Origin of the sequence: Hahella sp. HNIBRBA332 (assembly GCF_030719035.1) — a bacterium.
Lineage (GTDB): Bacteria > Pseudomonadota > Gammaproteobacteria > Pseudomonadales > Oleiphilaceae > Hahella.
The window spans coordinates 50730-75245 of the sequence record NZ_CP132203.1; the positions used below are offsets into that span (position 1 = coordinate 50730).

Genomic DNA, 24516 nt, shown 5'->3' on the forward strand with positions numbered 1-24516 from the left:
TTACGCAATGTGGCGTCTAGTGGAGAATGGTTAGTCGTTTTGCCTGTAATGATGGCGATTAGCTTGGTTGCGGGAGGGACATGGAGTAATCTACGCCGACTCGCAGTATGGCAGTAGTGGGTTATATTTTAATTCTCAAAGGAGACGCTATGCTCGAGCATGGAAAGCAGTCAGTCACTCTGACCCTTGCGCTCGCCGCCGCCTGCGGCGCTTTGGTTTATTCGCTTAACCTGCACCTGATTATTCATCCCTTACAGCTTAAAAATGCGGAACTGGAGCATCAATTGCAGAACCGTACATCGGAAGTGACCAACGCGGAAATCTACCGGGAGCTTGAGCGCAAGTACTCTATGACGCTGGTGGAGCGGAATATGTTGCTGAGCGCCAACTCGGAAAACACCTCTTTGCATACGGAAGTAGCCGAATTGCGAGCGCAAAACAAAGCTCTGGAAGACACGCTTAAACAGCACAAAGCTGCGCTGCAGGAGCGCGATGACAGGCTAAAACTGTACAGCTCGCAAAGAATGATTCTCGATAGAATTGATGAACTGCGGAAGGAACAGCATCGCATCGATCAGAATCTGGCGCAGCTGCTGGCCGGAACCACACCGAACGAAAATGAAGTATCGCGACTCAACAACCGTCTGGAAATGCTGCAACAGCAAATTGCGGCGCTGACTGCGACCCTGGCGCCGCAGAGCTAGGCGCACAGGCCTTCCTATTAAAGCTGTGGACTAACGTATTACCTTGGGAGAATGAGCGTTGAGCAAAAAACCGGTATGGGCGGATTGGGACCATCATCAGAAATATCGGCAGATACACAAAAACCGGGAAGACTATTGTCGGCAGGGTAACCTGCGGGCGGCGGATAGAAAGGGACGAGAGGTCTTTCTTGACGGCCGTTACATCACTGATATTCCGAGCTTCTACCTTTCTTTAGGGGAGGCTTTGAATGGTGAAAACGGATACTTTGGCGCCTGCCTGGACTCCTTGCATGACTGTCTGTTCGGCGGCTTTGGCGTTGCGCCGCCCTTCACAATACATATTACCACCGCGCCCGATATTGAATGCGCCCTGGGGAAGCTCGCTTGGGTCCGGATGAACCTTGAGCGGAGGCTGAAAATGTGTGAGCAGGATGAGTCGATCGAACAGCTTCAGGAGTGGGGCGTATTTGATGCGGTAGAGTTGCCGGATCGTACTTTCTTTAGTGAGCTGGAAGAGATGTTTTCGGATATGGGCGTGACGTTGAGAGTTTACGACTGAGTACGCCATCGTGATATGACGGCATAGTGCCCGATAGCAGATGTTTGATCCTGCTCACTGAGTATTAGATTAGAACATTGTGATCGGGAAGTCTTTGTGCACTCAACGTCTGCTTATTGCCCAACAGAAGCAGATCACTGTCATTCATCGATGGACGTCTTGGGTTTTCCTTAGTCCCATTGTCGTGTACGAACTTTAGATCCTGCTAAACATGTTCGCTAGCTCGTCAACTAAAACCTTGTTGGGTTCGAAGTCGTACCATAGGGGATTATGATCAGGGTTTGAGCGGATTAGGATCTCGCCATGAGCCAAAGCAAACGCTTTACCTTGGCCAACTTCGTCGAAGAGGAGTGGGCGCACTGTAGATGAAACCTTTATATTCAAGCGATCAGCCAGTTGTCGCGCCGGGGATAGAATCTCGTTCTCGCTTTGTAAAGTTCCATGAAACTTGCCTACTCCACCATCGCAGACCGCCAGGACCAGCCAGTTGCAGCCACCAGCACCAACTCTAGCCAAATTCTGTTCGCCGGAAAAAACACTAAGCAAGCTATGAATGATAGGCTGGTGTAAAAGTTCACTTCGATGACCAACTAAGATAACACTCATGAACTGATCCAACGCGCCCAGGGTTTGGGGTGGTCGGAGTACAGAAAAGTTACTGTAGAGTCGGTTTAAGTTTTTTGCTTCTCGGGCTCCGTCGACGGAGTTGGGAATCCATGTAATTAAGGTGTGTTGGGTGTGTGACGGCATTTTTCTTCCCTTTTTTGCTGTTTGCGAAATAGCTGTGTCCCGACTTGGCTAAGGAGGTTAAGCCATCGGCTCCAAAATAAGCGGATTCTTGGCTATCGGGTTCAATTAAACTTCAGAGTTGTGGTTCCGTGACATTCTGAATCTAGCGACTGTCAGCAGCGAGCAACCTTTGTATATTGCGTATGCGCGCTTTCCAATTTTAAGACCTCGAAGATACCTTCTTCAGCCCACTGATTCCAGTGTAAAAGTCTCGGAAATTCGAGCTGCCTCACTCACGAAGAAACGTACGTATGAATATGTGCATTCGTAGGTGGGCTCGATATAGTCATATTCAACAGTGGCAGGACTGATTGACTTATGGTTTTTTCTCGACGTTTATGTATCGAAAGGGAAAAATAGGGACCATACATCCCTTTCTACTATTCAATTTAACAGACCCGCCTATTTTGTTGCTGTGGAAGTTTCTATTTGAATAAAAAAAGCGACCCGAAGGCCGCTAAGGGTGAGGTGGTTCAGGCTATTCTCGCCAACAGGTGGCGGCTGAAGCCTTTACGTAGAAACTCCATCTGGTCTCCCAGAATGTTTCTGTTGGCCAGATACAGGTATTCGTACCGGCTGGGTACGAATGGCACTGCTAATAGAGGCATACCGGCTTCTTCCGGGGTGCGGTCTCTTTTGAAGTTGTTGCACCGGATGCAGGCGCAAACGACGTTTTTCCAGATATCCCTACCACCCCGGGACACCGGCATGATGTGATCGCGACTGAGCAGTTCATAAGGGAACGTCAATCCACAGTACATGCAGGTGCTGTCATCCCGCCGGAACAGGTATTTGTTGGTCAGCGGTGGCGTTTCCATCACGTGTTTGTCGCGACCTTCGGAAGCGATGATGGTTGGAATTTCAAGGGTGGACCGCTGTCCGTCACGTCCTGTTCCGCCTCGCAAAACAATGACGTTATCGCCGGCGCTCCAGAGTACGCGGTCGTTGCAGATCAGCGTGGCCGCTTCTTCCTGGCTCATCCACTGCATGGGTTGGCCGGTTTTGTCCAATCTAAGTATGCGAGGGGCGCTCATGACTACATCTCTTCTATCTGTCTACATTTGCAAAATATTTTTAGGTTTATCTGGTTGAAATTGGCCGCCCCGCCTGGATTCGAACCAGGGTTCCCGGAGTCAAAGTCCGGTGCTTTACCAATTAAGCTACGGGGCAGGGGTGAGGGTAAATTGAGGTCATCCTTGAGGCGGCATCGCCCGGAAGAATGACGGTTTCTAATTGTTGCTGGGGACGACGACCCGTTCGTCGAACTCGTTTTCCATGACCTTTTCCTCTGTCTAATCTATTTCGTTAATCAAAGTGGCAACCCGGGACGGATTCGAACCATCACCTGGCGGGTTTGGAAGCCGCTGCTCTGCCAGTTAAGCTACCGGGCTGTAATACGTTTTAAGCGATAAGTGCTTCTTAAATCGCTAGTAAATGTGGTGCGTTCGGCGAGACTCGAACTCGCATGCCGATCAAGGCGCCTGGTTCTAAGCCAAGTATGTCTGCCATTTCCATCACGAACGCGTGACTCTTTAGCCAGTCAGCTTCGCCTTTACGCGCAACTCCCCAATGCGTGTGGGGATATCCCCGGCGGCGATGCGGGTTAGGTCGCTTCTTTCCAGAACGACGATCAGGTCATTCTGGTTGATCCGAATTTGAGTTCGGTTATGGCCCAGGCGACGGTCCAGTCTTTGTTTGAGGTAAGCCGCCTGGTTGGCGGCGAAACTCTCCGCCAATTGATTGCTGTACACGCTTGTTACCTCGCTATAAATGGCGGCCTGTAAGAGAATTGAACTCTTGTTTCCGGGGAGACAACCCGGCGTCTTCGCCATTGGACCAACAGGCCGTGTTCGTTTTTTCATCGTCAAAATATCTGGCGGAGAGTGAGGGATTCGAACCCCCATGCCTGTTTCCAAGCCACAGTTTTCAAGACTGCTCCATTACCCTTCTGGCAACTCTCCGTTTTACGACTTCCTGTGTCTAAAAGGTGGCGGTAGGCGCAGGACTCGAACCTGCAGAACCCCTTCGGGTTCGACGAGTTAGCAACTCGCTGCCTTACCATTCGGCCAGCCTACCTAAACTCAATAAAAACAATAAGTTATATATTCTGTTGGCCGCTTTAAAAAGGATTTAAAAAGCCAAAGTGTCCACATTGTGTCCACAGATAAAACACATCAAAAACCCAGTGAGCGCTAACCCGCTGGATTCCTATTCCTTGATAAGGGGAGGGGTCCAGAGGTTTTGGCTTCCCTCTGAACGTGACTAAGTCACTAGGGGGAGGCTTTGCCTTTTGGCTTGCTGTTAATTGCGATCCAACTGCGTAAATAATCGCATTGCCAGCCACTAAGCAGCAGGTTGTCCACGAAGCTGCCCTGTATAGGCTGGCTAAGCTTGTGTCCCGACTGTTCACTGAAATGCTTGATCATGAAATGCTTCGCTGTATCTGCAATAGAGTTGTTTATCTAGTTATTCTTGAATAAGCACTACGCGTGCCAACTTTTTAATTCCGTTGTTTTTAAAGGGGAATATTGCTTCTTCTGATCTACCACAAAAGAAGGTGGTTAGGATTGGTGGAGTCGTTAATTCGAAAAATCGAATAATTATTCGCATTTCCGAAGTTGTCTATTTCTCAAAAGGTCCAACAGGTTGAAATAGCAAAGCTAGATTTGCATCGCGAGTAAAACGAGCTGGATTATGCGTGAAAAAAATTAAACACCCGCAGTACTTGATACCGTGCAGATTCGACCTTAGCCCAATAAATCGTCATTTCTTATATAAAATTGTTTGTTATGACGCTTTCATCCTCCTTAGGGAAAGCCTTATTTCCATAGATTATTTCAAAGTATTAAAGCTGCTGGACAAGGAGGGTATCTAATCAGGCTTTGTGACTGAATAGGGGGGGGCGTAAGCGCGTCCCGGCCCGAAGGGCCCTTGCTGGTTTGACTTTTTAGGTGTATTCATGGCCACTCACTCTCAGGACCTCTAAATATCTTCACGAGATTCAAAAAATCATCCAGTGAAACTTCATTAGTAAAAATATACTCACCAGCGGGTATACCTTCTACCTGAATATCGTAACTGTTCTTTAGGTCACCACCCAATGTAGAGATAGAAAACGTAGCTTTGACATCGGAAATCGTGAATCCAACTCCGTGTCTCTCTTCTTTGGATGATCCAAAGTAATGAATTTCTCCAAACTCTTTCCTTACAGCATCAATCAATTCTTGAATCTGTTGGCTATGCATACTGATTAATACCTAACACTTTGGCTGTCCCGCGTAGGTGGCGATAGCAACCGGAGTGTACTTCACCAAATTGTTATGTATTGTTTTTGGCGCGGACTTTATTTACAGCCTGAGTTAGCTGGCTAATTAGTAACTCAGCATTTTCAAGGCTAAGTTCGATTTCTGTATTAGAGGTTACCGCACCTTCAGGAAGAGATTCATCACCTAGATCAAGCGACGTAATATCAACTTCGGGGTGTATATTCCATACTTCTAGATTCACACATTCATCATGAATACCCGCTAGAACTTCGATATAGCCTTTTCGATATTCGATAGAGTTGCACTTAATAAGGTTTCTATCCATGGACTTCCTCAACCTATAAATACATAACGCCCGCTTAAAATGCGCCGCCAAGCGTCATTTTGAAGCGATTGTTATGCGCTTGCCTCATTAAAAACACCAAGAATAGCATCCTTGATCTTATTTGGAGCAGTAATTGTACATATTGTATTGGATAGTGTTCCCGCATCTGCAACTTTAAGACCACCGTATATGGTAAACAGCCAAAAGCTAATTTGGCTATTATCCACTGCTTGAACTCCCCTATAAGAAATAGTTCTAGCGCCAATTTCATTTTCAATTAGCTTTCCAGCATTAAGGCTGAAAATACGCTCCTCAATTAGCTCAACACCCGTTGATGTTAAACATGTACTATAGGCAAATGTTTCTGGGTCGATATAGTCACCCCAATGATACAACGACAAACCCTTGGAAGCTTTAGTAAAGAAATCCACAAATGCCTGACCATCAAGAGGAATTGCTTCTAGTGTTTCTTCTGATGCCCCGAAAACAGACCCATTTAGAATTTCATTTCTTAATCTTTGATTTTTCTCCAATCGTGGAGGCAGAAGTGTTCTTAGGTTTTCTTCTGCATCGCCGTGACTCCCTCCAAATGGAAGCACAGCAGTTAAATAATGTTCCAGATTAGATTTCTCATTATTGCATCGCTCGCATGCTGGTACTTTGGGCAAATTATTTCTTTCGCCGTTTAGAAAGAATTCGCGAGCAAAAATATGATCGCCAGTCTTTGTCGACTCGTTTTCGCAACAGTAGGCGCAAATTTTACCTTTATATTTTTTACTCATTTAGCAGATCCACTTTGATCGCATAACGCCACCATAAACGGCTGCCGAAGCAACGCGTAGGCAGTCCGGTGGAGGCCACGCCTTTCGTGGCCGTAACGAATTTTATGGCCTTGTTAAGCATACTTGTCTCGACCTTCCCAGCTAGCCTTTACTGCGAAGCCGTGGAAATGGAGAAGAACCCCGCACCCCATTTCCTCACCATCACTATACTGCTGCTCGCTATTCTCGAAATTCACATCACCGGAATAGTCGCAGCGACCAAAGCTGTGCCCATTTGCATTTAACTCATCCACAAGAGCCTCAACAAAATCGACAAGAAACTTCGACAAGTTCTCACGCCCTTTATCCTTATTGGATTCATAGGTGTCACGAAGCCGGGAATTTATATATTCCTGCAAAGCTAATATCTTTGAGTAATCCCCAAGCTCTACTTTGTCTTCCATGGCCTTCTCTTGTCTGCTTAACGTTTTGCTAAGGGGCAGCCGAAACGCAGTGTAGGCTGTCCCATGGAGGCCACGTTTGTTGTGGCCGGAATGTATTTGAGCAACTTGTTAGGTGTTTGCATTATCACGTAACCAACTTTTAGCTAGTGCAAAGGCTCGATGACGATTCTTTTGCGAATTACATTTATTAGAGCTAAATAATTCTAATGCCAGCACTATCTCTGAATCTAGTTGCACTCCCTTTTCTATCCAGTCTAAAGCTTGCGGTGCCCAGCCGTCAGTAGGCCAAGTAAGAGCTGCAAGTATTACTTCTTTATAGGAGTAACTAGATAAATCCATATCTTCCATTGGATTAATTAGCTGTGAAACAAATATACTTGGGTTCATTTGTACGCCTAACATTTGTATATCGCGCATGCGCGTTTTTCAATTTCAAGACTTCGAAGATACCCCCTCCAGCTCACTGATTCCAGTGTAAAAACCCGAAAAGTAAACCTATCTCATTTTAGAGAAACCGTGCGTGCGCATATACACTTTCTTGGGGGGCTCGTTATCACAACAAGCCAGATTCCAAGTTATTGAATCGAAACATTTTTCAGAACTATATCATCGAAAAACCGAGCCATCCGGTACAGCAAAGCGTGCGACTTTCTTGACTCCTTGCCAATATGCTGTATTTTTATACAGCATAAAGATCACAGGGAGAGTGAGTATATGGACAGTCCTTTTTTAGAATCCGTTCGCAGAGAAATCTGTCTTCGGGGATACAGTATCCGGACCGAGAAGACCTATTTTCGCCATTCTTTCGCGACTCATCTTCTGGCAGCGGGAACTGACATTAGGACGGTTCAAGAATTACTGGGACACAATGATGTCAGTACAACTCAAATCTACACACACGTCTTGGGAAATCACTACGCGGGAACGGAGAGTCCCCTGGACCGAATCAATACAGGTTAAGCTAGATTAGCAACTACGACTTGATTCCAAATCATTCAATAATTGAAATCGCGATCTTTCCAGAACCAGTTTCCAGTGAGGCTGAGAGCCTAACCCCAACTTCACAAACTCGGCATTTACTCAAACCGCGCAGGCGTGGGGAGGAGTGAATTTTTCTATGAAGAAAGAGGGCCTGCTCCGTGTTCGTATGTCCAGATACAAACAAGCGGGTCACACGAACAAACGTCGGCACATTTACACTAAGGGGTAGGCTTGGTCTCAATAAAAGTGGGATACGTGGATAGAGTAAGTACAAATCCATCCATGGACTCTATCTGCACGTAGTGAAAAGCTATATCGGTGGCTATGACAACCTCCGCGCATGTGGGGAGCCGGTCAAAGTAGGGGGGCTGTTTCTAAAAGCCCTTTAGCATTAACAGCCCATCATTGGAACTACTAATAAAGTGCAGTATCTTGTTCTTGTTATTTATGATCATCTGCTCGACATTACTTAATCTACTATTCCCTATCTCTAAGCGGATGACCTTGGGGGGAGGACCAAAGCGCTTCCAGTAGTCCACAAAGTCTTTATCCTTTGTGACGAGAACGAGGTTGTTCGTTTTTGCATACTCCCAGACGACAGGGTCTTGCGTGCCTTCCCCTAAACTCGGAGCCTTAGCGACTGCAATTGTTCCCGGAAAATCACCAGCCAGCCGAGCGGCAAGCTTGTAAGACAAGTTCTCATCGATTAACAACACTATGCAGCGCTCCCTCTTGCAATATGGTGTGCCGCATACATAAGCGCCGCTCTGATCTTGGCTTCGTTAAGGGAAGGAAAATCAGAAATAATTTCAGAATGACTCATGCCGCAAGCAAGCATTTCCAGAATTGCTTCGACCGTTATCCGTGTCCCTTTAATACAAGGCTTGCCAACCATCACGTCAGGCTTTGTTTCAATGTAGTGCAAGTAATCTTTGGACATATGCCCTCCTGTTTGTTACTGACCCATAATAAGTTTGTGGGAAACTGGTGTCTATTATCTAGTTTAGTGGTTACGAAGCGGTTTAATCCTCCTAGCCTAGCGGAACTGAGGGGTTTCTACATCGTTAAGTGTCCGGCGCCCCTCTTGCTCCTTCCCAAACGCTAGCCCTATAGCAGACTGCTTTAGGCCGTGAGTCGCGCCTGGATCTGTCTTGCTGCAAGCTGAAGAAGTAAAAATTCGAATGGTTTAATTATTAACACTATATAAGGGGCCAACTAGGCCCCTTTGTAGTATCACGTTTACGGCATAAGCCCGCTAATCTGACCTTTCAATGCGCCCGCGCGGCTCGCCTGGCTGCTATGGCTCCCACTGCTTGATGGCGTCCCGCTTCCTCCGCCTCCGTGGGTATGGCTCGCCGTCGTGGCCGCCAACTCCTGAACCACCCCGATTAGGTCCGCAATCACTTGCAACACGTCCACACCCCCGCCGCCCATGGCGATGGCTGGCGCTTGGATGGTCACGGCGGCGCGGGCCTTTAGTTGGATAACTTGCGCTTGAATCTGTCTGGCCGCACTGGCGATGTCGGTATGGCTTCCCTGAACGTTTATGGTTTTGTTGGCGCTGGTTTGCGTGTCGTTGCCGCTGATCGTTGCTGAACGCGAGCCGCCCACGGTAGCTTGGTCGTCGCCTTGGATCGACGCGTGTCGGCTTCGTGCAACCGCCTGGTTAAGGTTGGCGGCAGTGGTCAGGTTCAGGTTATCCGCCGCCGACAGGTTGGCGTGGCCGCCGCTCAGCAGTTTTAACGCGCCCAGAGCTTCCACGGTCTTCACGCCGCCGATGTGCTCCGCGCTGTGTTCGCTGACTTCGGTCAGGCTGTCCTGGTAACGCTCCTGGTTGTCCAGGGCGTCCACGCGCCGGCGGGCGCTTGTGTCGGTTATGTCTCCATGGGTTTCCCGCAGCCAGTCGCCTTTGGCGTTCACGCGCTGGCGCACCGCTTCGGATTGTTGCCACACCAAGTCACCGGGCTGGATACTAGGCGCACCTATGCCCTGTCCCAATACCGTGCGGATGAAGGGCTGATCCGGCAAGCCGTAGGCGAACGCCACCTCTACGATGGTCCCAGGCTCCGGGAATCCATATTGCCCGCGCTCAATACCGCCATAAGACGCCGGCAACGGCACGCAACGATAAAGGGGAAGTTCTGGGTCTTCCTCGCCCTGGGGCGTCAATACGCGCATGTCTACGGCGTAGCGGGGCCGGAAGCGGTCGCAGAGTTCCGGCTTTTGTAATGGGTCGCTGATCGCCACCACCTTGGCCAAGCGCGGCAAGTGCAAATTCCCACTCAGCTCCGGGAACAGTCGTAACACTATCTTTTTAATCTCTTCGTCCACGGCGCAGCGCTCCAAGTCAGATTCATATGGTTGTCGGCCAGGCATACCTGGGTGACGTAATGGGTTTGGTTCAGCCAGACGCCCGGGCGCAGCTTGGGCGTCGCCGGCAGGCGGGCGCGGTTGGTCAAGCCGAAGCCGTTTAATAAATTCGTCGGGATCTCCACGGGCCGCGCCGCCCAGTAACTATGCGCCCACCCGCCCACGTAGACCGCGCCGTCGCCTTGCTGTTGCCAGATCATCTGCGGGATGGCGTACACCTCCGCCAAGGCGTCCATGCAGTGGTAACCGCCGCCCCAGGAGTAAAACGCCGGCGCCTTGGTGGTCGCGTAGGGTTCCGGGGGCATCACGAAAATTAGCCCGGTGTCCTGGCTGATCGCCGCCAGGGTTTCATTTAGCGTGACGTGGCGCAGATTGAGCGGTAAGCGTCGGTTCAAGGTAGCGGTCAGCTCCCGACAGAAAACCCGCTGTTGTTGGTTATCCAAGGGCGTGCAGCTTTCCACGTAACCGATAAAAAAGCGCTGTAAGGCGTTGGGGTCATAGCCCAGGGCGAACTGGACTACACCTGACAAGGGCGCGCTCGCCTGCACGGTAAACACGGCCCGCCCAGGACTGAACAACGCCAGGCGAACGTCTTCAGACACCAATTTAAGCGGGATACCGCCAACGCTCAGGGATTTATGCAGCTTCATGCCAGCGCCTTGTCCACCTTGCTCAGAAAGGTTTCAAAGCCGGTCAGGGTTTCACCTTCGGCGGGCGTCTCCTCCTGGGCGGTGATGGTTTCCCCGGGGGCCTGTTGCGCCTCCGTCTGGCTCAGGTCGCGCCGCTGTTCGGTCTTCTCCGCCACGCTCAGATATTCCGCCAGCGTGAAACTGACGCGCCAGGCCTGGCTGGGGGACAGATCCTTGCACACAAACGCCCCCGTGAATTGCACCTGGCGCACGTTCATCGCGCGCGCCGTATCTTCCACAATGTCGTAAACGCGCAGCTTGCCGGCGCCGTCCTCCGCTTCCGCCACTTTCACCAAGTCGGTTAAGTCGCCGGAGTGCTTCTTCAGGATCAGCAGGGACACGGTCAGCGTTTTCGGCTTGATGCCCTTGTTGGCGCGATCCGTGCCGCTGGTCTGGCCGCCCAGGTCCTCCGTCTCGATGCGCAGATTCCCCGTCACCGTTAATTCGGTCCCGGGGACGGTAAAGTCGTTCAGTCTCATAATCCGAAAGTCTCTTTTAAAAAGGTGAGCTGACCCGTTCCGGCGACGAACAACGCCCCCGCCGTCAGCACGTATTCATGCCCCGGCGCGCCGGGCGCTTGTAGTTGCGCCGCCACTGCCGACGCATCGCCCTGGGCGTAAAGCGCATACCCCGCCTGACCAGTCAGCTGGCCTTTTAACTGGTCGTAGTGGCTTTGCAGTTCTTTTAAGCGTTGGCGCTTACGCGCGATTACGGCTTGTAACTCCGCTATCGGGCTTGGTGTTTCCGACGCGTAACCCTGCGCCGTCGCCAGCTGTGCCCCGACCGCGCGCCCGTGCTGCGCCAGGTGGTGAACTTGGATACCATCGCGCGCCGTCCAGGGTGGCGTCAGGGGCGCATCCGGCAGGATGAATTTTTCCTGCTCCAGGGTGGCCAGCTGCGCCGCCCGCCGCTGCGCCAGTTGCAGTTCCGGCGTGGGGAATACCGCATTGAAGGCCGCCAAGCGTTCGGCGAAGCCCGCCAGATCCCGCGCCACGATCAACACGGCCACCGCGTCCAGCAGGCCACGGGGTCGGCCTGCGTCCTGGGCGTCAGTCAGTTTCGCCGCCAGGCGCGCCGCCGCATTGGGCGCGGACAGGTAACGATAAAGCCCGCTGCCATCGCCCACGCCTTCCTGAAACGGATGCACGCATAGGGTCTGGCCTTCATAGCGCATAAGCGCCAGGTAAGCGTCCCGCGCTGCCGCCGCTTCGCTCGCCTGCGCCGCCAAAGGGTTGCACGCATAGGATAAAGACACGCCTTGCACCCGGGCGCTAGCCTGGGCCAGGGACGCGTCCGCGCCAGCCAGGATCGGCGCCGCCAGGGCGACGGCTTGCGCCTCGATGTTTGACGCGTTGAACGCGGTCAGTCGCCAACGCATCAGGAACGATCCGGCGCACTGGGCCGCATGCACTGCGGAAAGTCCGTCTGCTGGGGATAATCGCGCAGGGCGCAGCGATACGCCCGCCAGCGCTGCGCCTGGCCGTCGCTGTCGCGGTCCTCCACTTTGAATAATTCAATGTCCGCCCGTTTCAGTTCGGCGTCGCGCCAGGCGCGTTCCGCGCTCATTTTGGCGGCCAGCGCCGCCGCGTCATGATCGAAGGGAATCAGCGTCGCCTCGCCCGCGTCCACCTCGGCCAGGATCTGGCGGCGATGGCGGCGCGGATAGGTGGTGGCCTGACATATAAACTCGCCAAACTGGTTTTCTATATAGCGTTTCATCTTCGTGACTGACTCCTTAAAAGCGGGCGTCCAAAATGGCTCGGCCATGTCTGATCGCAGTGTGTCCGCTGCCGTTAGGCTGCATCGTGATATAACAATTTTTATCGGAGATCCCTTCCGCCTGCGCCCAGTCGCCGCCGTCGTAAGACAGGTCCAACAAACTGACCGCCGGCGACACGCGCATGGTGGGATACCATAGGCTACCCACCGTGAAGCGCTCCTTGTCGGTGGTCCATCCTTGCAAGTAGGGAATCGTCAGCGCGCGGTAATAGCGTTGGCATTGCGCCAGGGCTTCATGCAATGAAATCGGTTCGAAGTCGGTGGAGCGGTGGCCTTGCTCCAATTGCAACGCATGCAGGCGCAGCTGGTGATTGATTGCGGCGCTGAAGCCGTAATCCGACGCGTCCTCAAAATGCACTGAGACAATCAGCCCCGCGCCGGTCCTTTCCGGGTCCAGATGCCAGTCGCCGAATTCAAAGGCGATTTCCGCCTCCTGGTAAGGAAACGACGCGTCGCCGGCCACCTCCACCGCCTTCCAGCCCAGCAAAATACTGGTGTCGTGGTTGTGCGCCGCCAGGGCCAGCTTGCCCCGGTAATTGGCGCTGAAGCGGATTTTAAACACCAGGCTCACTTTGTCGGCCTTGTTAAGGTAGGTCAGCGGCTGCAAGGTCGTGGCCTCGATGAACTGGGCCACGCTCACCAGCGCCCGCGATGACGCCGTGGCGGTGCAGGTCAGCGCCAGGCCGATTTTGTCGTCAAGCAGATGGGCGTTGAACTGGCCGTTGAATTCACTCAGCCGGTGCAGCTTCCAGCCGTCCGCCAGGTAGGTTCCCTGGGTTGGGGCCAGCACCTGGGGGCCGGTTTGCCACACGGCGCAAAAGGGGTTGATCAACAGGTTCTTGCGCCCGGATTTGAGGTCGCTGTATTGCGTCTGGCGCAGGTATTGCGGGTGCGGGTCAGGCGTCGCCTGGTGCGCCTCCAGCGCCGCCTGAATCGCCGCCGCCGACGTGGTGCGGCGATCCGTCACGGCGCCGTCCTGGGCAATGTCCGCCAGCTTCGCCACGTAATGGCGCACGCCGTGGGCGTCGGGGCCGCCTTCGACCTGATCCGCGACGATCACCTGAAAGCGCGGCTCGACGCCGCTCACGTCGCCCACCAGGGCGGCGTCCACCCATACGCTGGCGGGGGAATGCGGGACCGTGATAAACAGCGGTTCCGTCTGCTCGATGCGCACGCCGCCCACATAGCCGACGCCAGGCTGTAATTCGAAACGAGAGCCTGATTTCACCAGCTTGAAGCCGTTCTGTATAAACGCCGCCGGGCCGTAGAGATCCTGATTGCTCAGGCGCTCGCGTTCGTCGATGCCCAGCAGGCGGGCGGTGAAATCAATTTGCCAGGTGTCGGCGCTCACTGTTATGTCCGTCAGCGACTGCGCGCCGTTGAACTCCAGCATAAAGTTGCGGGTGATATTGTTGCCGGTGACGCTGCCCTGGGTTTTTCGCTTCTGTTGCAGCGGCACATGGGCGATGGCCACCACCGCGTTATCGTCAGTAGTGGACACCAGGCCGATCCAGTTAAACGCAAAGTCGCCCTGGGTGCTGTCCAGGCTCAGCGAATACACCACCAGGTTAGGGTTGACGTAACCCACTTGGGTGACGCCGCCAGAAAACACCTGGCGGCTGTCTTCCGGCAAGCCTTCGTGTCGGTCGATGGGCGCGGCGGGGTCCAGCCCCGGCACATTCGCCAAGACAAAGGCGTCGATGGTCAGCGGCGCGCCCGCCGCTTGTTTCTGGGCGATCAGCCGTTCCCCGGCGAGGGTGATCACAGGCATGGTAAAAACTCCTTTAAAGTCGTGCGACGAACAGTTGTGAATCGTGGTGAGGCTCCGCCAGACGTAAGGTCAGGCGCAGGCTGTTAGGCAAGGTCGCCGTCAGGGTGTGCTGGTCCCAGTCGAACGTCCCGACGGACACGGCGAGGGTGACCGGGGTAATCAGTTCAAATTCGTAACGGCGACAGGTGCGCCCGTACATTTGCAGGATGATCCGCAATAGCTCCGGGTTGGCGCTCAGCTGACCGTCGGACAGGCGCAGGGTGATGACGTCCCAGTCCCGCCCCGGGGCGCGTTCCTCGATCTCCACATAGCCCACCCCCAGCCGTTGCAGAATACGTTTGAAGCCGGCGACGCTGCCGGCGTCCACCGCGTTGGCGTAGGCGTACTTCACCCGCAGCCGATAGAGGCTTTCCGGTTCGCCGGTAAAGCGCGCGATATTGCGCTGCCAGGCGAGCAGATCCAGCACGCCCAGGGCGCAGGTTTCCGCGTCGGTCTGACGCAGCGGCCAGCGCAGCCAGTGTTCCACCCGCTCCCAGTAACGGCGGGCGGCGCGGGCCAGCTTGGCCAGCTGCTCCCCGCCCAGCCAAAACGGCAATTTAATCTCGATCATGGCAGGGTCACCGTCAGCGACTTCAACCGGGGAATGTCCATCTGGCTGGTGATATCGCTCGTTTTAAAATCAATGGACGCCAGCGCCGGAAACGCCGTGTGTAGCTCCTGCGCCAGGCGGCTGAAGGAAAACCGGCTAAACGGAAAGGTCCGCGTCGGCTGGTAGTCCTGATTCTCCCGAAACGCGGCCCGGATAAACTGCGTCACCGCCAGCCTTAACTGCTCCCGCGCGGCGGCGTCCAGATGACTGACCGCCCACAGATCCGCGCTGACGTCGTGCAGGGTTTCCGGCATGGCGAACACTTGCAGATCATCGCCGTGGCCGTGGTTGCCCTCGTCAGAGATCCGCGCCTGGATGCGCGCCAAAAAGGCCGCGTCGGGCGTGCCGGTTTCAAACAAGATAAAGGCGTTGGCCGTGCCGGGACCGCGCGGCGCTTCATGCTCAAAAAACACGTTGTCCACGCTGACGCCGTCGAAACTGGCGATGATCGCCGTATACACCGCGTCGGTGTGCCATTGGTTCACCGCGCTGAACTGGTTGCGCACCCGCAGGCGCAAGGCGTCGTCGGTCTCGCGATCCGCGCCTGGATGCAACAGCCAGTTGTCCAGATTGGTGACCATCACCCCGGGGATGGGGTTCGGCGTCACCGCGTAATAGCCCGCCGCCAGGTTGTAACCGCTGCCCGTGTCCGCCGCTTCCACTTCCACCAGCAAGTGGGCTTCGCCGTCTTTAAAGCGTTGCGCTCGGGTGGTCTGTAGACGATAGATGCGCCCGTTAATGCTCGCGCTTTGAATCCAGGTTCCCGCCGCGATTTCCAACTCGCCCGACAAATCGCCCCGAGTGAACTGCACGCGCCCGCGCGCCTTGGCCGCCTGCTTGCGCTCCACCGCCACGCCCCAGGCCAGCAGATCCAGGGCGGAGCCGCTGGCGGTCTTCACGAACATTTGCGGCAGCACACCAGTAATCAGCAGATCCACCAGCCATAGCACGGGCTTGGTCACCAGCGCCGACACGATGCGCCACCAGGGCGAATACTCGCTGTTGTTGTTGAACGCCACGCCTTGGGCGGCGACTTCGTTTTCCCAGACGGTTCTTAGTTCCGCCTCGGTGGTCGGAATGCCCGCCTCTTTGACCAGGCGCGCAAAGTCCGCGTGGTGATCGTTCATAGATAAAACTCGATGTGTCCGTATTTCAGGGTTTTGGCGGTGATATAAACCGTTTCCAGATCCGTGCGCGTAACCTTGGCCGTGCCAGGCGTAATGCGGGCGTCGTTCTCCACCCGGGTTTCGATGCGGCTCAGGTTCAACGCCACTTTTTCCGGGTTGCGCTCGCCGATCAGCTCCACCAGCAGACCGCTGTCGCGGATCATGTGTTTGATATCCTGGGCGATGGACGCGCGCCCGCTGATTTCCTGCGGCACGCCGATGGCGTCCAGGCTGATATCGTTGTTAACGATAAAAAGATCGATAAAGTCCGCCATGCATTACCCCGCCGCCATGCTCAGTTCGTCCGCCAGCATGAAGCCGTTTACCGGCCCGTTGGCGTTCACCTCCAGTTTCTCCACCGTGACGCCCCGGTTATTAGTCGTATTCGCATTGCTGACTTGCTGCAGAAAGCCACCCGGCGGCGTTTGGTTCACTCGGCCTTCGTCCAGGGCCGGCGCAAAGCGTTGGATGTTTTCGCGCTCCTGGCGCACTTTTTCCGATAGCTGGATCTCGCCGCCGTCGCCGAGGTCGATCCCGGGAATGGCGTTGATCTTGTCTATCAGCCAATCCACCCCGGCGCCGATCACCGCGAACGGGTCCAGCTGCGCCAGCCAGTCGGTAAACTGCGCCCACCAATCCGGGATCTTTCCAAAGGAATCAATCACCCATCCCGCCAGATCCGCCGCCGCCAACAGGGGGGCGAATACCGCGCTTAAAAAGGCGTTGTCCTCGATGATCCCGCGTAAGCCGGTCCACTTTTCCACGATCCAGCCCAGGGCGGCGGAGACCGCCGCGCTGACTTCGTCCCAATAGATCACCAGGGCGGCCAGGGCCGCGATCAGCGCCACCACGCCCAACACGATCCAGGTAATGGGGTTGGCCAGCAGTGCGGTGGAAAACGCCCAGGTCGCCGCCGCGCCAGTCAGTAATGCCGCCCGCATGGCGCTAAAGGCGCCCGCCGCCAGATAGGTTCCTATCTGCAACAGGAACACCGCCGCACGTCCGGCGCTGACCGCCAGCGACCAGGCGCGCATCGCCCCAGCTCCCAGCAAAAGCACCGCATGCCAGCCCGCCAGGACCAGCTGGGCGACGCCGGCGACCAGGGCGAAGGCGGAGGCCGCCGCCACTAAACCGATCACGGTTAAGGTGGCGATCGCCACCAAACGGGTCAGGTTCGGAAACAAGCGGGTCCAGCGCGTCAGGGTGTCCGCGCCGGCGGTCAACCGATCTAACAGCGGTTGCAGCAAAGGCAGGAACGCGCGCCCCAGGCTGACCTTGACTGCATTCACGCCCGCCGCCCAACGCTGCCAGGGATCTATCATGGCCTCGGCCATGGTCCGCGCTTTGTCCATACCGGTCTGCGCGCCCAGCTGGTCAATGGCGCCGGCCAGACCTTGGGTGTTCTGCATCAGCAGCTTGACCAGGCCCACCGCTTCCGTGGAGCCAAAGGCCGTTTTAAGCAGATCCGCTTTGGCCACCGTGTCGATGTCGCCGAACTTGCCTTGAATACGGGTCAGGATCTCCACCATGGGCAACAGGCGGCCTTGGCTGTCGGTGAACGCCAGGCCCAGGGCTTTCTGGGCGTTGCCGACGCCGGCTAGAAACGCCTTGTATTTGGTGCCGGCCTCGGTCCCGCTCATGGTCGCTTGCAGCGAGCCTAAAACCGCCATTTGTTCCGCCATGGTCACGCCCTGGCTTTGCGCTTCCGCGCCCAGATTGCCAAAAGCCGCCGCCATCTCCGCGCCGGTGGTTTTAAACATCTGCACCGCGCTGGCGGTCTGGCCGGCCAGACGTTGCACCCATTGCGCCTTGCCCATCTGTTCCGCCGTGCGCTGAAACACCCCGTACATGGTGCCCATGTAGTTGGTGATCGTGGCGCTGTCGGATTTGGTGGCCTTGGCCAGTACGCCGCCGGCTTCGGTGAAGGCCGCAAGCTCGCGACCGCTTAGCCCCGCAATCGCGCTTTGAATGTCGTAACTGGAGCGCACAAAATCGTCGGCGGCTTCGCCGTAACGGATGGAAAAGCGCAAGGCGGTTTCCTCCAGGGTGCGCAAGGCGTCATTGGCCACGCCCAGGCTTTTGACTTCCCCCAAGGCGCGATCCATCTCGATGGCCGGCCCCAGCATGCTTTCCAGGGCGACGCCCGCGCCCAGTAACCCGGTTGCACCGGCGGCCATCTGCACAAAGCCCCGGGTCGCGTGCTGGGTCAGCTTATCCAGGCTGTGCTGGATCTTGCCGGCGACGCCGCTCGCTTTATCAATCAGCGACACGCTGAACATCAGCTTTTCGAGTTTGTTGCTCATTGAGTCGTTACCCTTTTAAGGCTTTGGCGATGCCGTTCGCCACGGCGATTTCGTGTTTACTCCAGTAATCGCGCTCTAAAAATAACGCGAGTCCCAGGGCGTCTTCGTTGGGCTCCTGCGCGGACAACCACTTGGCGGCGTAGGCGCGTAACTGGTCATAGCCGTTGGCGGCGATCTGGTCCGCTATGCGCTGCGCTTTTTTGCCACGATGCCCAGGTCCGGGGTGTACTCCTCCAGCACCGCGCCGGCCAGCTGCACCTCCGCGCCGGGCGTGTCGCGGATCAGTTTCACCAGGGCGTCGCGCTGCTCCTGGGCCACGGTCCCGACCAGAAAGTTATGGCTGGGGGCGATCTTGTTGTTAGGCGTCACCGCGTTGACGTACTTGTTGTACGCCTCGCGCGTCACCTGAAAGCTAAAGTCCTGGTCCAGCACGGTGAGGTCGATCATCTGTTTAGTGGTCATGGTTTTCCCCTTGGTTTTCTAATGCCCGTTTGCGGGCGAGTTCTAAATGCTTTTGCTTGTAACACCAGTTCATCACGAAGGTGGCCACGCCAATCAGCAGGCCGCCGAGCGCCACCCATTGATTGAACGTCAGGCCGGCCACGGTGGTGATCGCCGAGGCCGCATAGTTGGTTACGACGGCTGACTTTTCCGGCACCTTAACCACCTCGCTTAGCCTTAACCGCTTTGACGATCAGAGGGGTGACGTTCTTCACCGCCCGCTCGCCAAATAAAAAGCCCAGCACCAGCACGTTGATGGTGATCAGCGCGGTTTGTTGTTGTTCGTTCAGGGTCCAGGCGCTGAACCACATCCAATCCAGATACAGGGTGACGAAGCCCCAGACCGGGCGCTGACAGCCCCGCAAAAACAGCATGAGCGGCCCCAGGATGGGCAGGCGCAGCAAGTCTTTGGCGCTGCCTTCCAGTTCTTTGATGCGCTCGGTTAACTGCTTTTCCGCCGCCTGGCGCGCGTGCTCCGCCTGACGCTTTTTCTCCAGTTCCAGGTTTTGCAGCGCCAGCTGCACATTAGCGCGCTGCGCCTCGCTCATGTCTGGTGGGAAGTAGTCTTTGACCACCTGGTAAGCCGACTCCGCCAGGCCGCCGGTCATCACGTCCACGACTTTGCTTAACAGGCTCATCGGCTCACCTCGGTTTCGTCCAACAGGGTGTATGTGAAACGATTGCCGTATAGCCCCGCCGCCTTGCGACATAAGGCCATCAGCACATCAAAGTCGGCGCTGTCCGCGATCACCTGACAGCCCGCTGACCAGCGATCTACGCGAAGGCTTTGGCCCGTTTCGGTGGCGCGGTGGCAATTAATACCGAAGTGACCTGTCTCGGTGGCTCCCTGGGCGTCTAGCTGGGCGTTGCGGTCCTTGTCCCGAAACACGGTAATCAGCCCGCGCTGCACCAAGGCTTCATATTTCCCTTGGTGTTTGCCAAGTTCCCACACGCCGGGATACTGGCCAGGCTTCACAATCGCCGCGCCGGCTGGGTTGGCTAAATGCTCCCGCCAATAAACGCCCGGGTCCGTGGTCGCCGGGAAACTAAAGCAGTGGGTTTGCCCTTGGATCTGGAACGCCACACACAGCAGATCGTTAAAGGTGTTGGCGTGGCGATCCTGGGAACGGACGCCCACCAGATTTAGGTTGTAGTCGCCGCTTTCAAAAAACCGATAACCCTGATTGCGCACCGCCGCGCGCAGTTGTTCGTAGTTGATAGCCATCATCCGCGCCCCCTTTGGCGTCGTTGCCGTTGCGCATGTTGGTAGTAGTCTTCGCATTCCACGCAGCGGGTGACGCCGCCGAGCTGCTGACGTAGCGGCGGGATGGCGTCCTCGCAGTCGAGGCATTTAGCGCGGCTGGGTTGGCCCAGGGTGGAGCCGGCCAGCTGCCGGGCTAATGCCGAGGCGTTGAGCTTTTCTTGCAGTTCGGCGGCCTGGTCTAAGATGTCTCGCGCCATGGCTTACACCAGCTTTTCCGTTTCCGACGCGTCCACGTAGGGCACGCCGTTAATGCGCACAAAGTCGGGGTCCGTCACGTCATAGGCCAGTTTGTGGGTCAGCTGCTCGCCGCCGCTGGCTTTGGCGTTCAAGAGATCCGAAATTCTTAACTTGCAGCCGAACGCCTCGATGCGCAGTTCGCCGCCGCTGGTCGCGCCGTTAAACACCTGGTCGAACGGCTCCAGGGCGCGAAAGCTGCCGGTGGCCTTGGCCGCGTCTAAAATGGTTTGCAGGTTGGTGGTGTCCACCGTGATATCGCCGGACGCGCTGACTTCGCCGTCTACGTATCCGTTAGGAATGCCGCGCGTTTTGGTCACCGCCGTGGCGTCCTCAATGCTCAGGGTGACTTCCTCCACATGCACCAGCATGTCGCCGATCATCACGTCTATGTCTTTGCCGGAGAGGCGCTTTTGACTCATGGTTATTGCTCCGTGTCCTTAGTGGGACAGATCTAAAATGATGTTGGCGGTAATGTCCTTCGGGCAGTTGTACGGCTGTACTTTCAGGTACACCTCCACCCGGGTTTTTGTCGGCCACACGATTTCGATGCTGTCGTCCTTGGGGCTTTTGATCTCCCCCGGAAAATGTTCGCCCGCAAAAACGACGCTTTTGCTCATCTCGCGCAGCGGGCGCATGAAATAGGTTTTGTTGGCGGCGATGCTGACCGGGGTGGAATTCAGCGAGCGGTTCGCCACCCGCGCAATGGCCAGAATGCGAATGGCGCGCGCGGCCTTATCCACGACACGCAGGTTTTCAATCACCTGGTAATCGCCCGCCGGCACGTCCAACAAATTGCAGTCGCCCCAGTACGTCCCCGGGTAATCCGGGTATCGCTGCACGCAGGACAGGCGGTTGGCGTCCAGGGTCGCCAGAGTGGCGTCCGGCAGCTCCACGCCGTCGCGATCCACAGGGGCGTCCCCCAGGCCCAACACGGACCCGGTCGCCACGCGCATCGGGCTATCGGCGATACTCACCGCCCGATTACACAAGCGCCCCACCAGCACGCCTAAGTCGTTGCCGTGTAATTGTGGTATGACCGCCACGCGAGGACAGGCCGCGCCGTGGGTGATCGCCACCTGGGCCGTCTCGTAATCGCTCCAGCTTTGCGTCTCCGCATCAATCCCAGCGCTGGCCGTCAGCACGATGACGCGCCGGCCTATCGTGGTGCGGATCAATTCCGCCTTGGTCTGCATCGCCTCGATGGCGGCGGCGTCCGCCGCCGGCGAACACAGCGCCACCAGTTCCGGCGACACGGTCAACATGGCTTGATCCAGGGCGGTTTCCCAGGGATCGCCGCTGTTGATCGGCGCGGCGTAGGCCTGCCAGTTTTCGCCGCCATTGGCCTTGGCCGCCGCGACATTGGTTTTTAGGGCGCTGTCGTCCGCGCCCAGGATCTCGTCCAGGTTGCTTTGGGTGTTGATGGACAGCACCCGTCCCAGGTTCTTGGCGCCTACGCCGATAAACAGCGCCTTGCGCTCCACCTCGGGGAAGTTTCCCTGCGAGAGGTTCAAGTTATTGATGGTGACCTTGCCTTGCGCCATGGTTAACCCTTTGTTGCCTGCTTGAATATCTGTTCAAAAATGCGATCAATGAACGCGTCAATATCGTGCTGCGTCGCCCCTAAAAAGCTGCGCGCCGGTAAGGGAATCAACCAGCGCCCCTGGCGCGGCTTGTCGGTCAGCGCGCGCAGCACGGCGCCGGCCTGGCCGAACGTCAGGTTTTGCGTGACCCACTTCAGCGTGGGGCGTTTGCGTCCGCGTCCCTGGCCGCGCGGAATCGTGAATCCGGCTTCGCGCAACTGCCTGGCCTGGCCCCGGGTCGCCGGGGCGGCGTAGTCGGGTTGGCCGTGGCGCTGTTGCATGCGGGCGCGGGTCATCACTTCCGTGACGCCTTCCTGCTGCGCTCGCGCGATACGACCGACCAGGGCGTTTTTAAACGTGATCGTCACCCGATCCGAGCCGGCGAACACCGCCAGGCGTTTGCTTAAGCCGCGCAGCATTTTTTTATTGCCCTGTTTACGCGCTTCCCAGGGCTGACCGTCCAGACCGGTCTGGCTGCGCAGGCGCTTGCGTGACTGACTGCGCACCTGGCGCCCGATCTGTCCCAATATCCGCTTGCGCTTGGCCGCCGGCAGTTTCAAAAGCTCCAGCTGGCGCTTTAATTTCAGGTGGCCGCCGACCTCAATTTTTACGGACATAAGGCGCATCCGTGGGTTGGGCCTGGTCGTCGCCGACGCCGACCGCGTCGGGCTCGTACACCGGGACGCTTTCCACCCGCCAGCGTGCGCCGCCAAACTGGATCGCGCCGGCGGCGTCCGCGACCAGGTCGAGGTTCTCGTAAAAGCCGATGCGAATTTCTATGTCGGCGGTATCGTCGCCGTTCACGTCCACATCAATATCGGGATGGCCCAGGCCGTCACGGTCCCGCTCGGGGTCGTGGTCCATGAGCCAGGTCACCACATGGGCGATCAGCAGTTGCGGCGGGCCGCTGTAACGCTCCACCACCAGCACGGCGTCATACTTCAGACGACACACCCGCACCCCAGCGCCCAGGCGTTTGTCCGCCGCTTCCAAAGTTCCGTTTTCCATCCAGCTGTCCCACTGCTCCGCCGGCGCCAGATCCTGGGCCAGCAGAAAGCAGGTCAGCTCGCGCAGCTTCGCCAACGCCATTACAGCAGCTCCGCCGTAATGCCCGTGGCCGCGCCCAACAACCGACGCAGGGCGCGCACGCTGTCGCTTAGCAAATGCTGCTCGGTCTCGTCCGACTCTTTGGCCAGGTTCTCCGCCTGGGCTCGTCGGTTCATGGTGGCGAAGGCGTTGAGCAGCGACGCTTTGGCGCGGCAGGACACCGCGCGCAGGTAATACAGGACCAGCACGTTTTGCCCGTCCAGCTGCTCGGCGCCGACCGCGTCCAAGGTTTTAAAACCGCCGCCCAGCCATTCCGCTTTACGCATCGCCAGGCTGAAATTGATATCCAGCATGGCCTGGCGCACATGGGCCGCGACCATGTCCCCGTGATACTCCGCCGGGATGCGGTAGACCCGTTGGAATTCCGCCAGAGACAGGTCCGGGAAAAAGCCGTCATTGGTCAGCGTCGCCTCTATAACGGCGTTGCTTTTACCGCTGAAACTCATGGTCGCAGCCTCCAAATAAGAAGGCGGCGCGCACTGGGTTCAGCTGACGCGGCGCGAGGCCGGCAGCGCCCCCAGGCGCCCGCCTGGGTGGGTAGTCGGTTAGGCCAGTCCGAGTTTGGCCTGTAGTTTGGCGATGCGGGTTTTGCAGCCCGCCGCCGGGTTGGCCGCCTGCGCCTGTTCGAAGTACGCCAGCGCCGCGTTCAGGTCGCCGTTTTGCTCCGCGTTCAGCCCGCATTGGCGGTACAGCTTGCCGGCGACAATATCGTTTGCCGTGGGCCAAGCCTGGGCCGTGAGTTTTTCCGCCGCGTCGTCCAGGTAAGGGCTGGCGCTGTCGCCGGCCTTGAACTGACGTTCCGCCCAGTCGTGGACCTCTTCCAGCACGTAAGTGGGCAGATCCCGTTTAAAGTGGCCGGGCATGCATTGCTGTTGCTCGATGGCGAGCCCCGCCCAGGCCATGGCGTTTTCGATCTCGCCCACGTCGAACAACCAGATGACGCAGAACACCAGCACCTCATTGGGGTAGCGCTGGCCGCTGTCGCGGTACGCCTGCAAAAAGTCCATGAACTGAGGCAGCACGCGCGCCTTTAACGCGACCTTGTCGGGGATGCTGTCCAGCTCGGCCAGTTGGTCCCGGCATTGCGTCAGCGCCGCCAGGGCCACCGGGTAATCGCCCCGCACTCGGGGCGACAGGGCGCTATTCATTACTGGCGAATTGCGCGCCATTTCCGCCGCTGTTAGGGCGTCGTTGGCGGCCTGTTTAGCAAGACGGCGCTGTTTGTGTTGAACGGTCAGCAGCGGCATGGCG

General features: G+C 56.6%; 36 protein-coding genes and 6 tRNA genes. 3 read left to right on the forward strand and 39 right to left on the reverse strand.

Annotation, left to right across the window (positions count from 1 at the left end; genetic code table 11):
• Nucleotides 1-149: 149 nt before the first annotated feature.
• Together O5O45_RS00265 and O5O45_RS00270 are read left to right on the forward strand one after the other, a co-directional pair.
• Nucleotides 150-704, forward strand: coding sequence for a hypothetical protein (locus tag O5O45_RS00265; protein ID WP_305903315.1), 555 nt, complete (start codon nt 150-152; stop codon nt 702-704).
• Between the two features lie 58 nt (nt 705-762).
• Nucleotides 763-1263 carry a barstar family protein gene (locus O5O45_RS00270; RefSeq protein WP_305903316.1) on the forward strand — a complete coding sequence of 167 codons (501 nt, stop codon included), beginning with the start codon at nt 763-765 and terminating at the stop codon, nt 1261-1263.
• Nucleotides 1264-1458: 195 nt separating this feature from the next.
• On the opposite strand, the gene O5O45_RS00275 is transcribed toward O5O45_RS00270, so the two are convergent.
• The 15 genes from O5O45_RS00275 to O5O45_RS00345 all read right to left on the reverse strand — a co-directional run bounded on the left by O5O45_RS00275 (nt 1459) and on the right by O5O45_RS00345 (nt 7285).
• Complete coding sequence (locus tag O5O45_RS00275) at nt 1459-1869, reverse strand: hypothetical protein (protein WP_305903317.1); 411 nt, start codon at nt 1867-1869, stop codon at nt 1459-1461.
• A gap of 656 nt (nt 1870-2525) precedes the next feature.
• The gene (locus O5O45_RS00280; protein ID WP_305903318.1) at nt 2526-3086 is read right to left on the reverse strand and encodes an HNH endonuclease; all 561 of its coding nucleotides are present in this window, start codon (nt 3084-3086) and stop codon (nt 2526-2528) included.
• Between the two features lie 61 nt (nt 3087-3147).
• Nucleotides 3148-3222 (reverse strand) — tRNA-Gln (locus O5O45_RS00285).
• Nucleotides 3223-3367: 145 nt separating this feature from the next.
• A tRNA-Trp gene (locus O5O45_RS00290) sits at nt 3368-3443 on the reverse strand.
• A 46-nt stretch (nt 3444-3489) separates the two neighbouring features.
• Nucleotides 3490-3576: transfer RNA gene (locus O5O45_RS00295), tRNA-Leu, on the reverse strand.
• Between the two features lie 8 nt (nt 3577-3584).
• Nucleotides 3585-3803, reverse strand: a complete 219-nt coding sequence (locus O5O45_RS00300) for a hypothetical protein (RefSeq protein ID WP_305903319.1) — start codon at nt 3801-3803, stop codon at nt 3585-3587.
• Nucleotides 3804-3823: 20 nt separating this feature from the next.
• Nucleotides 3824-3898: transfer RNA gene (locus O5O45_RS00305), tRNA-Asp, on the reverse strand.
• Between the two features lie 28 nt (nt 3899-3926).
• A tRNA-Ser gene (locus O5O45_RS00310) sits at nt 3927-4013 on the reverse strand.
• Between the two features lie 27 nt (nt 4014-4040).
• A tRNA-Ser gene (locus O5O45_RS00315) sits at nt 4041-4128 on the reverse strand.
• A gap of 881 nt (nt 4129-5009) precedes the next feature.
• Nucleotides 5010-5297, reverse strand: a complete 288-nt coding sequence (locus tag O5O45_RS00320; RefSeq protein ID WP_305903320.1) for a hypothetical protein — start codon at nt 5295-5297, stop codon at nt 5010-5012.
• 73 nt (nt 5298-5370) lie between these two features.
• Nucleotides 5371-5643, reverse strand: a complete 273-nt coding sequence (locus O5O45_RS00325) for a hypothetical protein (RefSeq protein ID WP_216740512.1) — start codon at nt 5641-5643, stop codon at nt 5371-5373.
• Nucleotides 5644-5714: 71 nt separating this feature from the next.
• A complete protein-coding gene (locus O5O45_RS00330) occupies nt 5715-6425 on the reverse strand; it encodes an HNH endonuclease (RefSeq protein ID WP_305903321.1) in 711 nt (236 codons plus the stop codon).
• Entirely contained in the window at nt 6418-6546 is a 129-nt protein-coding gene (locus O5O45_RS00335) for a hypothetical protein (RefSeq protein WP_305903322.1), read from the reverse strand. Before O5O45_RS00335 ends, O5O45_RS00330 begins: the two co-directional genes overlap by 8 nt.
• Nucleotides 6539-6868 (reverse strand): hypothetical protein, encoded by a 330-nt coding sequence (locus tag O5O45_RS00340; protein ID WP_305903323.1) that lies wholly within the window; start codon nt 6866-6868, stop codon nt 6539-6541. The genes O5O45_RS00335 and O5O45_RS00340 overlap by 8 nt, the downstream gene beginning before the upstream one ends.
• 108 nt (nt 6869-6976) lie before the next feature.
• Nucleotides 6977-7285, reverse strand: a complete 309-nt coding sequence (locus tag O5O45_RS00345) for a hypothetical protein (RefSeq protein WP_305903324.1) — start codon at nt 7283-7285, stop codon at nt 6977-6979.
• 243 nt (nt 7286-7528) lie between these two features.
• On the opposite strand from O5O45_RS00345, the gene O5O45_RS00350 reads away from it, so the two are divergent.
• The gene (locus O5O45_RS00350) at nt 7529-7828 is read left to right on the forward strand and encodes a tyrosine-type recombinase/integrase (RefSeq protein WP_305903325.1); all 300 of its coding nucleotides are present in this window, start codon (nt 7529-7531) and stop codon (nt 7826-7828) included.
• A gap of 395 nt (nt 7829-8223) precedes the next feature.
• On the opposite strand, the gene O5O45_RS00355 is transcribed toward O5O45_RS00350, so the two are convergent.
• From O5O45_RS00355 to O5O45_RS00465, 24 genes are all read right to left on the reverse strand, one after another.
• Nucleotides 8224-8565 (reverse strand): DUF5615 family PIN-like protein, encoded by a 342-nt coding sequence (locus tag O5O45_RS00355; protein ID WP_305903326.1) that lies wholly within the window; start codon nt 8563-8565, stop codon nt 8224-8226.
• On the reverse strand, nt 8565-8789 hold the full coding sequence (locus O5O45_RS00360; protein WP_305903327.1) for a DUF433 domain-containing protein: 225 nt from the start codon (nt 8787-8789) through the stop codon (nt 8565-8567). The genes O5O45_RS00355 and O5O45_RS00360 overlap by 1 nt, the downstream gene beginning before the upstream one ends.
• Before the next feature lie 299 nt (nt 8790-9088).
• Nucleotides 9089-10180: a hypothetical protein gene (locus tag O5O45_RS00365; RefSeq protein ID WP_305903328.1), complete on the reverse strand. Its 1092-nt coding sequence runs from the start codon at nt 10178-10180 to the stop codon at nt 9089-9091.
• Nucleotides 10156-10869 (reverse strand): hypothetical protein, encoded by a 714-nt coding sequence (locus O5O45_RS00370; protein ID WP_305903329.1) that lies wholly within the window; start codon nt 10867-10869, stop codon nt 10156-10158. The genes O5O45_RS00365 and O5O45_RS00370 overlap by 25 nt, the downstream gene beginning before the upstream one ends.
• The gene (locus O5O45_RS00375; RefSeq protein ID WP_305903330.1) at nt 10866-11387 is read right to left on the reverse strand and encodes a baseplate complex protein; all 522 of its coding nucleotides are present in this window, start codon (nt 11385-11387) and stop codon (nt 10866-10868) included. Before O5O45_RS00375 ends, O5O45_RS00370 begins: the two co-directional genes overlap by 4 nt.
• Entirely contained in the window at nt 11384-12286 is a 903-nt protein-coding gene (locus tag O5O45_RS00380) for a hypothetical protein (protein WP_305903331.1), read from the reverse strand. The genes O5O45_RS00375 and O5O45_RS00380 overlap by 4 nt, the downstream gene beginning before the upstream one ends.
• Nucleotides 12286-12627, reverse strand: a complete 342-nt coding sequence (locus O5O45_RS00385) for a phage tail assembly chaperone (protein WP_305903332.1) — start codon at nt 12625-12627, stop codon at nt 12286-12288. Before O5O45_RS00385 ends, O5O45_RS00380 begins: the two co-directional genes overlap by 1 nt.
• Nucleotides 12628-12643: 16 nt before the next feature.
• Nucleotides 12644-14458 (reverse strand): phage tail protein, encoded by a 1815-nt coding sequence (locus O5O45_RS00390; RefSeq protein ID WP_305903333.1) that lies wholly within the window; start codon nt 14456-14458, stop codon nt 12644-12646.
• 13 nt (nt 14459-14471) lie between these two features.
• Nucleotides 14472-15068: a phage tail protein gene (locus O5O45_RS00395; protein WP_305903334.1), complete on the reverse strand. Its 597-nt coding sequence runs from the start codon at nt 15066-15068 to the stop codon at nt 14472-14474.
• Complete coding sequence (locus O5O45_RS00400) at nt 15065-16234, reverse strand: baseplate J/gp47 family protein (RefSeq protein WP_305903335.1); 1170 nt, start codon at nt 16232-16234, stop codon at nt 15065-15067. The genes O5O45_RS00395 and O5O45_RS00400 overlap by 4 nt, the downstream gene beginning before the upstream one ends.
• On the reverse strand, nt 16231-16548 hold the full coding sequence (locus O5O45_RS00405) for a DUF2590 family protein (protein ID WP_305903336.1): 318 nt from the start codon (nt 16546-16548) through the stop codon (nt 16231-16233). The genes O5O45_RS00400 and O5O45_RS00405 overlap by 4 nt, the downstream gene beginning before the upstream one ends.
• A 3-nt stretch (nt 16549-16551) precedes the next feature.
• Nucleotides 16552-18576 carry a phage tail tape measure protein gene (locus O5O45_RS00410; RefSeq protein WP_305903337.1) on the reverse strand — a complete coding sequence of 675 codons (2025 nt, stop codon included), beginning with the start codon at nt 18574-18576 and terminating at the stop codon, nt 16552-16554.
• A gap of 7 nt (nt 18577-18583) precedes the next feature.
• On the reverse strand, nt 18584-18703 hold the full coding sequence (locus O5O45_RS31895; protein ID WP_371747913.1) for a DUF6890 family protein: 120 nt from the start codon (nt 18701-18703) through the stop codon (nt 18584-18586).
• 56 nt (nt 18704-18759) lie between these two features.
• The gene (locus O5O45_RS00415; RefSeq protein ID WP_305903338.1) at nt 18760-19038 is read right to left on the reverse strand and encodes a putative phage tail assembly chaperone; all 279 of its coding nucleotides are present in this window, start codon (nt 19036-19038) and stop codon (nt 18760-18762) included.
• Nucleotides 19028-19234 (reverse strand): phage holin, encoded by a 207-nt coding sequence (locus O5O45_RS00420; RefSeq protein ID WP_305903339.1) that lies wholly within the window; start codon nt 19232-19234, stop codon nt 19028-19030. Before O5O45_RS00420 ends, O5O45_RS00415 begins: the two co-directional genes overlap by 11 nt.
• A 1-nt stretch (nt 19235) precedes the next feature.
• Entirely contained in the window at nt 19236-19715 is a 480-nt protein-coding gene (locus O5O45_RS00425) for a hypothetical protein (RefSeq protein ID WP_305903340.1), read from the reverse strand.
• Complete coding sequence (locus O5O45_RS00430) at nt 19712-20305, reverse strand: hypothetical protein (protein ID WP_305903341.1); 594 nt, start codon at nt 20303-20305, stop codon at nt 19712-19714. Before O5O45_RS00430 ends, O5O45_RS00425 begins: the two co-directional genes overlap by 4 nt.
• Nucleotides 20302-20538, reverse strand: coding sequence for a TraR/DksA C4-type zinc finger protein (locus O5O45_RS00435; protein WP_305903342.1), 237 nt, complete (start codon nt 20536-20538; stop codon nt 20302-20304). The genes O5O45_RS00430 and O5O45_RS00435 overlap by 4 nt, the downstream gene beginning before the upstream one ends.
• Before the next feature lie 3 nt (nt 20539-20541).
• Entirely contained in the window at nt 20542-20997 is a 456-nt protein-coding gene (locus O5O45_RS00440; protein WP_305903343.1) for a DUF2597 family protein, read from the reverse strand.
• A gap of 18 nt (nt 20998-21015) precedes the next feature.
• Nucleotides 21016-22119 (reverse strand): DUF2586 domain-containing protein, encoded by a 1104-nt coding sequence (locus O5O45_RS00445; RefSeq protein ID WP_305903344.1) that lies wholly within the window; start codon nt 22117-22119, stop codon nt 21016-21018.
• 2 nt (nt 22120-22121) lie between these two features.
• The gene (locus O5O45_RS00450; protein ID WP_305903345.1) at nt 22122-22775 is read right to left on the reverse strand and encodes a phage virion morphogenesis protein; all 654 of its coding nucleotides are present in this window, start codon (nt 22773-22775) and stop codon (nt 22122-22124) included.
• Nucleotides 22759-23247 (reverse strand): phage tail protein, encoded by a 489-nt coding sequence (locus O5O45_RS00455; RefSeq protein WP_305903346.1) that lies wholly within the window; start codon nt 23245-23247, stop codon nt 22759-22761. The genes O5O45_RS00450 and O5O45_RS00455 overlap by 17 nt, the downstream gene beginning before the upstream one ends.
• The gene (locus O5O45_RS00460; protein WP_305903347.1) at nt 23247-23711 is read right to left on the reverse strand and encodes a head completion/stabilization protein; all 465 of its coding nucleotides are present in this window, start codon (nt 23709-23711) and stop codon (nt 23247-23249) included. Before O5O45_RS00460 ends, O5O45_RS00455 begins: the two co-directional genes overlap by 1 nt.
• A gap of 99 nt (nt 23712-23810) precedes the next feature.
• Nucleotides 23811-24512 (reverse strand): phage terminase small subunit, encoded by a 702-nt coding sequence (locus O5O45_RS00465; protein ID WP_305903348.1) that lies wholly within the window; start codon nt 24510-24512, stop codon nt 23811-23813.
• Between the last annotated feature and the right edge of the window lie 4 nt (nt 24513-24516).

Bases quoted from the DNA above. Each gene is read 5' to 3' on its own strand.
- O5O45_RS00265 (WP_305903315.1), top strand. From the start codon at position 150: ATGCTCGAGCATGGAAAGCAGTCAGTCACTCTGACCCTTGCGCTCGCC.
- O5O45_RS00275 (WP_305903317.1), bottom strand. From the start codon at position 1,869: ATGAGTGTTATCTTAGTTGGTCATCGAAGTGAACTTTTACACCAGCCT.
- O5O45_RS00280 (WP_305903318.1), bottom strand. From the start codon at position 3,086: ATGAGCGCCCCTCGCATACTTAGATTGGACAAAACCGGCCAACCCATG.
- O5O45_RS00320 (WP_305903320.1), bottom strand. From the start codon at position 5,297: ATGCATAGCCAACAGATTCAAGAATTGATTGATGCTGTAAGGAAAGAG.
- O5O45_RS00325 (WP_216740512.1), bottom strand. From the start codon at position 5,643: ATGGATAGAAACCTTATTAAGTGCAACTCTATCGAATATCGAAAAGGC.
- O5O45_RS00330 (WP_305903321.1), bottom strand. From the start codon at position 6,425: ATGAGTAAAAAATATAAAGGTAAAATTTGCGCCTACTGTTGCGAAAAC.
- O5O45_RS00335 (WP_305903322.1), bottom strand. From the start codon at position 6,546: ATGCTTAACAAGGCCATAAAATTCGTTACGGCCACGAAAGGCGTGGCC.
- O5O45_RS00340 (WP_305903323.1), bottom strand. From the start codon at position 6,868: ATGGAAGACAAAGTAGAGCTTGGGGATTACTCAAAGATATTAGCTTTG.
- O5O45_RS00345 (WP_305903324.1), bottom strand. From the start codon at position 7,285: ATGCGCGATATACAAATGTTAGGCGTACAAATGAACCCAAGTATATTT.
- O5O45_RS00360 (WP_305903327.1), bottom strand. From the start codon at position 8,789: ATGTCCAAAGATTACTTGCACTACATTGAAACAAAGCCTGACGTGATG.
- O5O45_RS00370 (WP_305903329.1), bottom strand. From the start codon at position 10,869: ATGAAGCTGCATAAATCCCTGAGCGTTGGCGGTATCCCGCTTAAATTG.
- O5O45_RS00375 (WP_305903330.1), bottom strand. From the start codon at position 11,387: ATGAGACTGAACGACTTTACCGTCCCCGGGACCGAATTAACGGTGACG.
- O5O45_RS00380 (WP_305903331.1), bottom strand. From the start codon at position 12,286: ATGCGTTGGCGACTGACCGCGTTCAACGCGTCAAACATCGAGGCGCAA.
- O5O45_RS00385 (WP_305903332.1), bottom strand. From the start codon at position 12,627: ATGAAACGCTATATAGAAAACCAGTTTGGCGAGTTTATATGTCAGGCC.
- O5O45_RS00390 (WP_305903333.1), bottom strand. From the start codon at position 14,458: ATGCCTGTGATCACCCTCGCCGGGGAACGGCTGATCGCCCAGAAACAA.
- O5O45_RS00395 (WP_305903334.1), bottom strand. From the start codon at position 15,068: ATGATCGAGATTAAATTGCCGTTTTGGCTGGGCGGGGAGCAGCTGGCC.
- O5O45_RS00400 (WP_305903335.1), bottom strand. From the start codon at position 16,234: ATGAACGATCACCACGCGGACTTTGCGCGCCTGGTCAAAGAGGCGGGC.
- O5O45_RS00405 (WP_305903336.1), bottom strand. From the start codon at position 16,548: ATGGCGGACTTTATCGATCTTTTTATCGTTAACAACGATATCAGCCTG.
- O5O45_RS00410 (WP_305903337.1), bottom strand. From the start codon at position 18,576: ATGAGCAACAAACTCGAAAAGCTGATGTTCAGCGTGTCGCTGATTGAT.
- O5O45_RS00415 (WP_305903338.1), bottom strand. From the start codon at position 19,038: ATGACCACTAAACAGATGATCGACCTCACCGTGCTGGACCAGGACTTT.
- O5O45_RS00425 (WP_305903340.1), bottom strand. From the start codon at position 19,715: ATGAGCCTGTTAAGCAAAGTCGTGGACGTGATGACCGGCGGCCTGGCG.
- O5O45_RS00430 (WP_305903341.1), bottom strand. From the start codon at position 20,305: ATGATGGCTATCAACTACGAACAACTGCGCGCGGCGGTGCGCAATCAG.
- O5O45_RS00435 (WP_305903342.1), bottom strand. From the start codon at position 20,538: ATGGCGCGAGACATCTTAGACCAGGCCGCCGAACTGCAAGAAAAGCTC.
- O5O45_RS00440 (WP_305903343.1), bottom strand. From the start codon at position 20,997: ATGAGTCAAAAGCGCCTCTCCGGCAAAGACATAGACGTGATGATCGGC.
- O5O45_RS00445 (WP_305903344.1), bottom strand. From the start codon at position 22,119: ATGGCGCAAGGCAAGGTCACCATCAATAACTTGAACCTCTCGCAGGGA.
- O5O45_RS00450 (WP_305903345.1), bottom strand. From the start codon at position 22,775: ATGTCCGTAAAAATTGAGGTCGGCGGCCACCTGAAATTAAAGCGCCAG.
- O5O45_RS00455 (WP_305903346.1), bottom strand. From the start codon at position 23,247: ATGGCGTTGGCGAAGCTGCGCGAGCTGACCTGCTTTCTGCTGGCCCAG.
- O5O45_RS00460 (WP_305903347.1), bottom strand. From the start codon at position 23,711: ATGAGTTTCAGCGGTAAAAGCAACGCCGTTATAGAGGCGACGCTGACC.
- O5O45_RS00465 (WP_305903348.1), bottom strand. From the start codon at position 24,512: ATGCCGCTGCTGACCGTTCAACACAAACAGCGCCGTCTTGCTAAACAG.